This window comes from Vibrio artabrorum, from assembly GCF_024347295.1.
Lineage (GTDB): Bacteria > Pseudomonadota > Gammaproteobacteria > Enterobacterales > Vibrionaceae > Vibrio > Vibrio artabrorum.
The window spans coordinates 1,077,955-1,088,371 of the sequence record NZ_AP025459.1 but is presented as its reverse complement, the minus strand read 5'-3'; the positions used below and the strand labels follow the sequence as shown (position 1 = coordinate 1,088,371).

Below are 10,417 nucleotides of genomic sequence, written 5' to 3'. Positions count from 1 at the left end.
AGCGAACCTCGAGAAAAGAGCTTACTTATGATTGACAAGATTTAAGCCGCAGTTACCGCATCCACAAAACATGGGTTACACCATGTCGCCCAGAAGTCGACAACCACAGGCTGTGAACTGTTCAAGATGGATTGGAAATTCAGTGACGTTCCTTCGATAGGCGCGCCGTCGAGCAGCGCTGTTTTGCATTTACCACATGTGGGGCTTTCTGAAACTCTTTCTGAAGGAACTCGGTTTACGCCATTACAAGAAGGGCAGCGTGTGTTGAATGTAGACATAACTTTCTCTTTTTATTGCCACTCTGTGGCTAACGCGATTTACGAATCACGCACGGAGCGCTTATACTGTTTAAAACAAGAATACGATACTTAAATAAATACAAACAATAAACAGGTAAATGATGACAAAATTTTACGCCGAAATTACTGGCTGGGGAAAGTGTCTGCCACCAGCCGTGCTGTCCAATGATGATCTAAGTACTTTCATTGAGACATCTGACGAGTGGATTCGAACTCGAACCGGTATCGAAAACCGTCGTATCAGTCATGTCAATACCTCTGAGTTAGCGACGGTTGCCGCGCAACATGCCATGGCGTGTGCTGGTCTAACGGCTGAAGACATCGACCTCGTTATCATTGCAACGTGCAGCCCTGATTCTCTTATCCCAAATATCGCCTCTAAGGTTCAACAGAACTTGGGCATTAAGAGTGCAGCCGCTTTTGACCTCAACGCGGCGTGTACCGGCTTCATCTACGGTGTTGAAACAGCGACTCGACTGATTCAAGCGGGCAACTACCGTAATGCAATCGTTGTGGGTGCAGAACGCCTTTCATTCTTCATCGATTGGACTAAGCGTGATACCGCGGTTCTTTTTGGAGACGGTGCGGGCGCGGTGGTTTTATCGCGTACTGAAGAACAAGTGGGTTTACAAGAAGCTCAAATCGGCTGCGATGCTGAAGGGCGTGACATTCTCGCGGTACCAAAATTCGGTACATCCATGGATCGTTTTGCGGCTGATAACGGTTACTGGGACTTCGATTTCGTGGGTAAAGAGATCTTTAAGCGTGCAGTAAAAGGTATGGGGGCTGCGGCGCACACTGTGTTGAGCCGAACTGGTATCTCTACCGATAACATCGACGTGGTGATTCCGCACCAAGCGAATATCCGAATTATTCAAACTCTGTGTGATATGGCGGGTATTGAGCGCTCAAAAGCGTTTGTTAACATCCAAAACTACGGCAACACATCGGCTGCTACCGTGCCAATTGCACTGTGTGAATCATTAGAGCAAGGCTTCGTTAAGCCGAACTCCAATATCCTTGTCGCGGCATTTGGAGCAGGTTTAACATGGGGAGCTGGCCATATTAAGTGGGGCAGTCGCGTTGAACCACTAGGTCAATCGGATGCTAAGCTTCCGCAAGCTGATAAATCGGCGTTAGAGCTTCTAGAAAGCGCGATTTTACACTGTAAAACGCGTCCTAACTCAGAGAACGAGTAGCAGGATGACGTTGTTCAGCTCATGAACCAAACCGGTCTCGATTAAGCGGTTTGAGTGTATATTGCTCAACATAGCACTTAATATTTTTAGTGGTTACACTGTCACCTTTAGCAAGGGCTAATGTGGTTGTAATCTAAAGAGAGAACGCTTGATAAAAGTTAACATTAGAAGGGCTCATTGGAGCCCTTTTGTTATGTATTAGGAAATGTTTTGAAGAAAGTTTTAGCCATTGGCTACGTTTGGCCTGAACCGAATTCATCGGCGGCAGGCAGCCACATGATGTCTCTTTTACGCTTATTTAAAAGGCAAGGGTGGTGCGTTGAATTTGCCACGCCCGCTCAAGAAACCGAGCACATGATTGATCTCTCAGAAGAGGGGATCACAAGCCAATCTATACAATTAAATTGTGATAGCTTTGATGATTACATTGATGATCTGCAACCTGATATCGTGATGTTTGACCGTTTTATGATGGAAGAGCAGTTTGGCTGGCGTGTTGAGAAGGTATGTCCGAATGCGTTCAAACTATTGGATACTGAAGACTTACAGTTTCTGCGTAATGCGCGCCACGAAGCGGTTAAGAAAGAGACGGAACTGACCAAAGCACATCTGCATAGTGACTTAGCTAAACGTGAAATTGCCGCGATTTTGCGCTGTGATCTTTCGTTGATCATCTCAAGTCATGAGATGGAACTGCTTCAATCTGAGTTCAAAATCGATCCCACACTGCTTCATCATCTGCCGTTCATGGTGGATCTTAATACGCTTCCTGAGAGCACGAAAAGCTTTGAAGAACGTCAGCATTTCATGACGATAGGCAACTTTAGACATGCACCTAACTGGGATGCGGTGCTTCAGTTACAAAAGATTTGGCCGAAGATCCGCAAACAGTTGCCTGAATCTGAGCTTCATATTTATGGATCGTATCCGCCGCCAAAAGCGACCGCATTACACAACCCTAAAACCGGTTTCCATATCAAAGGTTGGGCAAAAGACGCTCAAGAAGTGATGGAGCAGGCGCGTGTATGTTTAGCGCCACTGCGTTTTGGTGCAGGGATCAAAGGGAAGTTACTTGACGCGATGAAGCTGCAAACTCCAAATGTGACCAGTGAGATTGGTCGTGAAGGCATGTTGCCGCAAGGTGAGTTGCAATGGCCGGGCGCGGTTGCAGACGATATCGATGCGTTTGCGGAAGAAGCGGTAGCTCTTTATCAAGATCAAGAGAAGTGGCTTAAGACCCAAAGTCAATGTCATTCAATTCTTGAAGCGCATTATGAGCAGAATCAACTGGGTAACCGATTGATCAAGCGGTTGATTGCCCTAGATTCTGAGCTTGAATCACATCGACTCGATAATTTCTTTGGTTCGATGCTCAAGCACCACAGCATGGCAAGTACTAAGTACATGTCGCAGTGGATAGCAGAAAAGAATAAGGCTAAGTAACGGTTGCGGTACGAATGATAGCGTATCAATCAAAACTCATCATAAGCCCTTAGGTTAATGCCTAGGGCTTTTTTGTATCGGCTTAGATTTTGTCTTTCCTCGTTGTTGTCGTCCTAATTTTCGATACAGTAAACGTGTCTCTAACACATCGCAATCTCATTACATTAGTGTTGACTAATTTACATTTATTAGTAAACTCTAATTTAAGTTAAGGTGATGAGTTTATAGGTAAGTCATTTTGGGAGAGGTCTGTGATTAATTTAATACCTTGGAATGCTTTTTTTGGTGGCATGTTGTTAGGTGTGTCAGCAATCGTTCTTATGTTAGGCATTGGGCGAGTAGCAGGGATCAGTGGCATTGTTAGCCGTCTGTTGCCACTCAATTCAAATAAAGGTCTGAAGTCAGGTCCGGATGCGCGAATTGGCCAAACCGAAAAACATTGGCGACTTGCTTTTATTGTTGGAATGGTAGCGAGTGGTTGGTTATTGATTCCAACAGGATACCAACTTCCTCAATTGGAAGAGATGAATTTAGCGCTCGTTATTATTGCTGGCCTTTTGGTCGGCTTTGGTACTAAGACGGCAAATGGCTGCACTAGTGGCCATGGTATTGTGGGGATGGCACGTTTATCCAAACGGTCAATCGTGGCGACCTGTGTCTTTATGAGTGTGGCCATCGCAACTGTGCTTGTCAAAAATCTGATTGGCTTGGGGGCATAATGAAAAACTCGTCATTTACTATAGTTATCGGTTTACTTTCAGGCATTCTGTTTGGGTCTGGCATGATCATTTCAGGTATGGTTGATCCTAAGAAGGTGCTTGGTTTTTTAGATATTACAGGTGATTGGGACATCAGCTTGGCATTCGTTATGGGTGGCGCGCTATTGGTGTTCGCTCCGTTTTACCATCTGGTGATTAAACAGCGCGCTCAAGCCGTTAATGGTGAGCCTCTAGACAGCAGCAATAATCCGTTAATCGATAGAAAGTTGATCTTAGGTTCAACAGCCTTTGGTTTAGGCTGGGGTATTGCCGGTTTTTGCCCGGGACCTGCGGTAACCAGCCTCAGCGGTGGCAATTCAATTGTGTGGGTATTTATGATCAGTATGCTAATGGGTATGTGGCTGGCAGGTCGTACGAATAAAACCGGCTAGTATTTTTTGCATAGGCTCAGATGATGGGTTGTTAGCTGCTCGAACAGAGAGGTTGACTCGCTTTAAGTCGAAAAGCGAGTCAGCCTTTTTTATATCTAGTGTTATTTATACCAAGATCTACTGTTGGATAGTCGTGGAAACTGGGCAGTGATCACCGAGTTTATAATTCAGCACGTCTTGCGTTTCAAATATCTCTTGTTTTGCCGGAGTTGCGTTTAGTGACTTACTGACGACAATATGATCAATCACCGAGCGAAACTGATGCGTTCGGTGGTTATTGCGGTTTGAACGTACCTTACAATCTGCGCGGGTTTTCCTTGTTGCTAACTGAGCGTCGGTATTTTTAGTTAAGTCTTTCCACATCCAATCTCTTGAGTACGAAAGGTTATGGTTGAAATCGCCGAGTATCGCGTAATCCTGACCGTTGCGTTCTCTTTGCTGTATCCACTGATTAAGTTGCTGTGCTTGCGCTTTGAGCCTTGAACAATTGCTATTTGACTTGTAAGCGCCGCTGCAACCTGATTTTAAATGCACAGACAACATGTGAATCGGCTTGGTTGCCGTTTCTACGACCATGTAACTGGCAAACCTAAGCTTACTGCTGGCACTCGATTCCAAAGGAAAGTCGGCGTAGTCGGTGAGTGTGATTCCTTTACGAACCGCGAACCCTGTGTATTGATTCACTTCTTTAAATTGTCGACTCCTGTTTTTGGGTAATGAGCGATCAGACATCAAGATTTCATATTGATCGCCAGCGATGCGCTGAATGGTGTTTACGTCACCGACTTCTTGAAAGGCAACCACATCGGCATTCAAGGATTGAAAATACTGTTCGAGTTTATCGTAATCCGCTTGGTCCCGTTGCTCAGAAAACTTATTCACAGCAGTGCTGTCTGACAACCATTCAATATTCCAACTGAAAATGGTCAAAGGTTCGGCAAATGCATGGCTACTGAGTAAGCAAGCAAACATTATCCACTTTTGCCATCGATTCATGTTAAATGCCCTTAATTTGGCGGGTTAATATAGTTGAGCCTTTATCCTACAACACTTACCAAAAATTCAACTCATTTTCGCTGTTTTTTTGTTGTTACATTGTTTCTTTTAGACTTGAGAACTGACGTAATAATATTGAATTGATCTTGGTCTACGTGAGTATTTTATTGATCTAAATCAATACTCAAATTAGGTGGTTCTCGTTAAATACGCCACAATATCTAGTGTTAGTTAAACGAGAATTCGCTCTATATAGTGTGTTTGTGGATAAGTCTGTGAATACATCAAGAGTAAGGAGAAGTGGTGAAATCAATCGTAATCAAGCGTGATGGCTCAAGAGCTCCATTCAGCAGAGATCGCATCCAAGCTGCAGTGGAAGCAGCATCAGACAAAGCCGATAAAGAAATTGCTATTTATGCACTGAATGTAGCGCTAGCTGTTGAGTTGAAGCTCGAAGACTACGATGAAGTTCATATCTCTGAAATCCAGACTTTGGTCGAGAACGAGCTAATGCAGGGACCATATAAGTCTCTAGCTCGTGCTTATATTGAATATCGTCATGACCGTGATACTGCCCGTGAAAAGCAAAGTGCGCTAACACGTGAGATCGAAGGTTTGATCGAAGAGAGCAATGTTGATCTGATCAATGAGAATGCCAACAAAGACGGTAAAGTTATCCCAACTCAGCGTGACTTGTTGGCGGGTATCGTGGCTAAGCACTACGCAAAAACACACATTTTGCCGCGTGACATCGTACAAGCTCACGAGTGTGGTGACATTCACTATCACGATCTCGACTACGCACCGTTCTTTCCAATGTTTAACTGTATGCTTATCGACTTGAAAGGCATGTTAACGCATGGCTTCAAGATGGGTAACGCGGAAATCGACACACCTAAGTCGATTTCTACGGCGACAGCGGTAACCGCACAGATCATCGCGCAAGTGGCGAGCCATATTTACGGCGGTACAACGATTAACCGTATCGACGAGGTTTTAGAACCTTACGTAATGGCAAGCTACGAGAAGCATTTATCGTTAGCAAAAGAGTGGGACATTCATAGCCCAGAAGCTTTTGCTATCTCTCGTACTGAGAAAGAGTGTTACGACGCGTTCCAGTCTTTGGAGTACGAAGTAAACACGCTACACACGGCTAACGGTCAAACACCATTCGTTACGTTTGGTTTTGGTTTAGGCGAAAGCTGGGGTTCGAAACTGATCCAGCAATCTATCTTGAAGAACCGCATCGCAGGTTTGGGTAAGAACCGTAAAACAGCAGTATTCCCTAAACTGGTGTTCGCAATCAAAGATGGTTTGAACCACCAGAAACAAGATCCAAATTACGACATTAAGCAATTAGCGCTTGAATGTGCATCTAAGCGTATGTACCCAGACATTCTAAACTACGACAAAGTGGTAGAAGTGACAGGGTCATTTAAAACGCCTATGGGATGCCGTAGCTTCTTGAATACTTACGAAGAAAATGGTGAGTTGATTCATGAAGGGCGTAACAACTTAGGTGTTGTTAGCTTAAACTTGCCACGTATTGCAATTAACGCGAAGCAAGATATGGTTAAGTTTTACGAACTGCTTGATGAAAAACTGAAGCTAGCTCGTCGCGCACTAGAAACGCGTATTTCTCGTCTAGAAAACGTGAAAGCGCGTGTGGCGCCAATCCTATACATGGAAGGTGCGTGTGGCGTTCGCTTGAAAGCAGACGACTCTATTGCTGATATCTTCAAGAACGGTCGTGCGTCTGTTTCTCTTGGCTACATCGGTATCCACGAAGCAATGACTGCGCTGTACGGCACTGATGTGCACTTGTACGATGACGGCGAAATGCGTACTAAAGCGCTTGAACTTGTGGCGTACATGAAGCGTGAAGTGGAGTCTTGGACCAAAGAGACGGGCTACGCATTCAGCTTATACGGCACACCAAGTGAAAACCTATGTAGTCGTTTCTGTAGTATTGACACTAAAGAGTTTGGTGTTATTGAAGGCGTAACAGACCGCGGATACTACACCAACAGCTTCCACTTAGACGTTCAGAAGAAAGTGAACCCATACGACAAGATCGATTTCGAGATGCCTTATCCTGATATCTCTAGCGGTGGCTTCATCTGTTACGGTGAATTCCCGAATATGCAGAAGAACATTGAAGCATTAGAAAATGTGTGGGACTACAGCTACACACGCGTACCTTACTACGGCACGAATACACCCATTGATGAGTGTTACGAGTGTGGGTACAACGGGGAGTTTGACTGTACAAGTAAGGGCTTTACTTGTCCTAAGTGCGGCAACCACGACTCAACGAAAGTGTCGGTAACACGCCGCGTTTGTGGTTACCTTGGTAGCCCGGATGCACGACCATTTAATTTCGGTAAACAAGAAGAAGTTAAACGCCGCGTGAAGCACCTTTAGTCAGGTTCATGATTTTTAGATACAAGATTGGTATTTAGAAACAGCATGGGTATCGGCGCTATGTCGATACCCATTCTTTCGCTTCAACGCTAGCCATTCCCCGTGTCAAACCATTAAGCAATCACGAGTTTCAATACTGCCTTATGAATTATCACCAATATCACCCAATCGACGTTGTCAACGGCCCCGGAACACGCTGCACTTTGTTTGTATCGGGCTGTGTGCACCAGTGTCGTGGGTGTTATAACCAATCGACGCAGAGATTGGACTCTGGTCACTTGTTCACGCAAGAGTTACAAGATCGCATCGTTGCTGATCTTAATGATCCTCGAATCAAGCGCCGTGGGTTATCGCTTTCTGGTGGTGATCCGCTGCATCCTGCGAACGTGTCTGAAGTGCTTAAGCTTGTTCAGCGTGTCAAAGCAGAATGTGAAGGTAAAGATATTTGGATGTGGACTGGCTATGAGTTAACTGAGCTTGATGAAAAGCAGAAGCAAGTATTGGAATACGTTGATACTCTGATTGACGGTCGTTTCGAACAAGATAAAGCGGATCCTATGCTAGATTGGAGAGGCAGTTCTAACCAAATCATTCATCAATTTAGAGTTTAGTGGATCAACATCAAGCTAAATGGCTCTGTGATTATGTAAAGAAAAAACCTCAATCGACCGTTGAGGTTTTTTGCTTTTGGGGTGTACTCAATTCTACTGTGATGAAATATTAAACTATCTGAAGTCCGGAATGTTGGGATGGGGGGAATTTAACTAGGATTATCGGCTAAAAAACCTAACTTAGGCGAATTTCTGTTTCTTAAATCATCGGTTAAATGATAACTTGGAGTTCATTACTTGAATTTCAAAGGGTTGTGACTTTCATGTTTTCACATCTACCAAAACCAACTTTAGATCCAATTCTATCTCTTTCCGTCGCTTATCGTAGCGATCCTCGCACTGATAAAGTCGATTTAGGCATTGGTGTTTATAAAAATGATCAAGGTGAAACACCTATAATGAAAGCCGTTTCTATGGCTCAAGATAGGGTTGTCGAAACGCAAAAGACCAAAGCGTATGTTGGCCTAGCAGGCTGTGAAGAGTTTAACCAGAGCATGGTTGATCTGCTGCTTAAAGGGACTTCAGTCATGGACCGTGTTGCTGCGATCCAAACGCCAGGTGCAAGTGGTGCGCTTCGTATGTTGGGCGACTTAATGAAAGTCTCTCAACCAAATACCACGGTTTGGATTTCAAACCCAAGCTACGTTAACCATAAACCGGTAATGGAAGCTGCAGGCTTAAAAGTTCGTTATTACCATTACTTTAGTCCAGAAACGAAGCAAGTTGATACGACAAAGATGTTGGACGACCTTTCAAAAGCGGGTCCGTCAGACGTTGTATTACTGCATGGTTGCTGTCATAACCCAACAGGTGCCGACATCGACTTTGAAGCGTGGCAGGAAATCACCAAATTATCACAAAAAAATGGTTTTATACCGTTCGTTGATATTGCCTACCAAGGCTTTGGTGACGGACTAGAAGAAGACGCGAAAGGCCTTCAACATATGGCGAATAACGTCGAAGAGATGTTGATCACCACTTCTTGTTCGAAAAACTTTGGCTTATACCGTGAAAGAACAGGGGCAGCAATCGTGATCGGTAAGAACAGCGAGCACGTTGGAAATGCAAAAGGTAAACTGCTTACGCTGGCTCGTTCAACTTACACTATGCCACCAGATCATGGTGCAGCATTGGTCAAGACGATTCTACAGAATCAAGAGCTAACCGCTATTTGGAAGCAAGAATTAAGTCAAATGCAACAACGTTTGTTAAATCTTCGCCAAAGTTTATGTGACGAATTGCGAAATACTTATAACACGTCACAATTTGACTTCATTGAAAAGCATAAAGGTATGTTTACTGTACTAGGCTTTAAAGAAACTCAAATGAATCAATTACGTGAAGAGTATGGCATTTATGGTGTTGGTGATGGTCGCATCAATATCGCCGGTCTTTCTGAATCTCATATTCCTTATGTAGCAAAGGCGATAGCTAACGTAGCAAAATAGAAGGTGACTGAATGTATAATTGGAAAGCGATTGTAACTCTTATGTTAAGCGGAGGTCTGTTTGCTTGTTCAACGACGACTCAAGTCCCAGTCGAGCCAGATCAAAAGCCGCAAATTGAAGAACCGATTGCAGGTGACTCTTCTAAGATTGACACTGCGGAAGGCGAAAAAGTAACACAACCCGCAGAGAAGCCTGAAGAAGTAAAGCCAACGGAACCAGAGAAAAAGCCGGTACCGGTTGAGAAACCAGTAGAAAAAGCGGTGAAGACAAGCGACGGTAAACTGATTCTAGGTGAAGAGGAGTGGGTGTTTGTACCTGGTCTGAAAGAATCGTTTAAAGCTCGTGTCGATACGGGCGCGACAACCTCTTCAATCAGTGCGGTTGATATTGTTAATTTTGAACGCGATGGAAAAGATTGGGTTAAATTCAAAATTGAACATGACGGTATAACAACAGAAGAGATCAGCTTACCTGTAGAGCGCTGGGTTAAAATCAAGCAATCAAGCGCAGAAGGTACACAACGACGTGCTGTGGTTGTTGCTGCGATTCAAATCGGTGACCTAAAAGATAAAACCGAATTTACGTTAGCCGATCGAACACACCTCTCTTTCCCATTATTGTTGGGTAGAAGTTTCTTCAGAGACGTTGCCGTTGTCGATGTTGGCCAAAAATACGTTCAGAAAAAAGTGGCTAAATAGCGTCAAGCGCGTTTAACTCAGATTCGCTCTGGCACTTTTATTGTTTAATGAATCTAACCCCTGCTAATGGAATTAACAGGGGTTTTTTCTTTTTATTGCCCAATAACCGAGGAAATGTAACTAATTGCGCTTTGTTCGCTATCCGTTCA

9 protein-coding genes and 1 pseudogene are annotated in these 10,417 nt (G+C 44.1%); 8 read left to right on the top strand and 2 right to left on the bottom strand.

Features of this window, described 5'->3' with window-relative positions; all coding sequences use genetic code 11:
• Positions 1–68: 68 nt before the first annotated feature.
• Positions 69–278 (bottom strand): annotated as a pseudogene (locus OCU36_RS18860) (thioredoxin domain-containing protein); the annotation flags it as partial.
• A gap of 122 nt (positions 279–400) precedes the next feature.
• Here OCU36_RS18860 and OCU36_RS18855 point away from each other — a divergent pair.
• The 4 genes from OCU36_RS18855 to OCU36_RS18840 all read left to right on the top strand — a co-directional run bounded on the left by OCU36_RS18855 (position 401) and on the right by OCU36_RS18840 (position 4,091).
• Positions 401–1,498: a ketoacyl-ACP synthase III gene (locus OCU36_RS18855; protein WP_261840749.1), complete on the top strand. Its 1,098-nt coding sequence runs from the start codon at positions 401–403 to the stop codon at positions 1,496–1,498.
• A 210-nt stretch (positions 1,499–1,708) separates the two neighbouring features.
• Positions 1,709–2,941 carry a glycosyltransferase gene (locus OCU36_RS18850; protein ID WP_261840034.1) on the top strand — a complete coding sequence of 411 codons (1,233 nt, stop codon included), beginning with the start codon at positions 1,709–1,711 and terminating at the stop codon, positions 2,939–2,941.
• Positions 2,942–3,192: 251 nt separating this feature from the next.
• The gene (locus OCU36_RS18845; protein WP_261840033.1) at positions 3,193–3,660 is read left to right on the top strand and encodes a YeeE/YedE family protein; all 468 of its coding nucleotides are present in this window, start codon (positions 3,193–3,195) and stop codon (positions 3,658–3,660) included.
• On the top strand, positions 3,660–4,091 hold the full coding sequence (locus OCU36_RS18840) for a YeeE/YedE family protein (RefSeq protein WP_261840032.1): 432 nt from the start codon (positions 3,660–3,662) through the stop codon (positions 4,089–4,091). The genes OCU36_RS18845 and OCU36_RS18840 overlap by 1 nt, the downstream gene beginning before the upstream one ends.
• Positions 4,092–4,208: 117 nt before the next feature.
• Here the strand turns inward: OCU36_RS18840 and OCU36_RS18835 are convergent, their stop codons facing one another.
• Positions 4,209–5,087: an endonuclease/exonuclease/phosphatase family protein gene (locus OCU36_RS18835; RefSeq protein WP_261840031.1), complete on the bottom strand. Its 879-nt coding sequence runs from the start codon at positions 5,085–5,087 to the stop codon at positions 4,209–4,211.
• A gap of 303 nt (positions 5,088–5,390) precedes the next feature.
• Between OCU36_RS18835 and nrdD the strand changes: the two genes are divergently transcribed.
• The 4 genes from nrdD (at position 5,391) to OCU36_RS18815 (ending at position 10,268) form a co-directional block, all read left to right on the top strand.
• Positions 5,391–7,511 carry an anaerobic ribonucleoside-triphosphate reductase gene (gene nrdD / locus OCU36_RS18830; RefSeq protein WP_261840030.1) on the top strand — a complete coding sequence of 707 codons (2,121 nt, stop codon included), beginning with the start codon at positions 5,391–5,393 and terminating at the stop codon, positions 7,509–7,511.
• A gap of 143 nt (positions 7,512–7,654) precedes the next feature.
• Complete coding sequence (nrdG, locus tag OCU36_RS18825) at positions 7,655–8,122, top strand: anaerobic ribonucleoside-triphosphate reductase-activating protein (protein WP_261840029.1); 468 nt, start codon at positions 7,655–7,657, stop codon at positions 8,120–8,122.
• A 263-nt stretch (positions 8,123–8,385) separates the two neighbouring features.
• A complete protein-coding gene (locus OCU36_RS18820; RefSeq protein ID WP_261840028.1) occupies positions 8,386–9,570 on the top strand; it encodes an amino acid aminotransferase in 1,185 nt (394 codons plus the stop codon).
• An 11-nt stretch (positions 9,571–9,581) separates the two neighbouring features.
• Positions 9,582–10,268, top strand: coding sequence for an ATP-dependent zinc protease family protein (locus OCU36_RS18815; RefSeq protein WP_261840027.1), 687 nt, complete (start codon positions 9,582–9,584; stop codon positions 10,266–10,268).
• Positions 10,269–10,417 lie beyond the last annotated feature (149 nt).

Coding starts and splice junctions, on each gene's coding strand:
- OCU36_RS18815 (WP_261840027.1), top strand. CDS start 9,582: ATGTATAATTGGAAAGCGATTGTAACTCTTATGTTAAGCGGAGGTCTG.
- OCU36_RS18840 (WP_261840032.1), top strand. CDS start 3,660: ATGAAAAACTCGTCATTTACTATAGTTATCGGTTTACTTTCAGGCATT.
- OCU36_RS18855 (WP_261840749.1), top strand. CDS start 401: ATGACAAAATTTTACGCCGAAATTACTGGCTGGGGAAAGTGTCTGCCA.
- nrdG (WP_261840029.1), top strand. CDS start 7,655: ATGAATTATCACCAATATCACCCAATCGACGTTGTCAACGGCCCCGGA.
- OCU36_RS18820 (WP_261840028.1), top strand. CDS start 8,386: ATGTTTTCACATCTACCAAAACCAACTTTAGATCCAATTCTATCTCTT.
- OCU36_RS18835 (WP_261840031.1), bottom strand. CDS start 5,087: ATGAATCGATGGCAAAAGTGGATAATGTTTGCTTGCTTACTCAGTAGC.